General features: G+C 29.9%; 2 protein-coding genes. One reads left to right on the plus strand and one right to left on the minus strand.

Going from position 1 to position 365, the window contains the following annotated elements:
* Window positions 1-192 (plus strand): hypothetical protein (locus FUA24_RS05090; protein WP_148540294.1); only part of this gene is annotated, 192 nt, incomplete at its 5' end.
* Here the strand turns inward: FUA24_RS05090 and FUA24_RS05095 are convergent.
* Window positions 187-365: helix-turn-helix domain-containing protein (locus tag FUA24_RS05095; protein WP_148540295.1), on the minus strand; the 179-nt coding region annotated here is incomplete at its 5' end. The two genes, FUA24_RS05090 and FUA24_RS05095, sit on opposite strands and share 6 nt — an antisense overlap.

Genomic DNA, 365 nt, shown 5'->3' on the forward strand with positions numbered 1-365 from the left:
GATAGTGTTGCTCAACTAGTAAGTGAAACAATTTTAAGCCTGCGTTGCTTTTTAATAGACCAAAAGGTCAAAGAGTTTCAACAAGAAACTTTACAAAACAAAGGTAATGTAAACAGAAATATTCTTGAAGAGGTTAAAGAATACTCAGGCTTAAAAATGTTATTATCTAGAAAGCTAAACAGAGTTTTATAATTGGTCTGCTAGTTTAGCTTGGTTAACTAAATCAACTAAATTAGTAACTTTTAATTTACGCATTAAACGCGCTTTGTAAGTACTAACCGTTTTTTCGTTAATGTCAAGCTCTTTTGAAATTTCTTTGTTCTTTTTACCAATGGTTAAAAGTTTTAAAACTTCAGCTTCTCTAG

The organism is Seonamhaeicola marinus, from assembly GCF_008085455.1.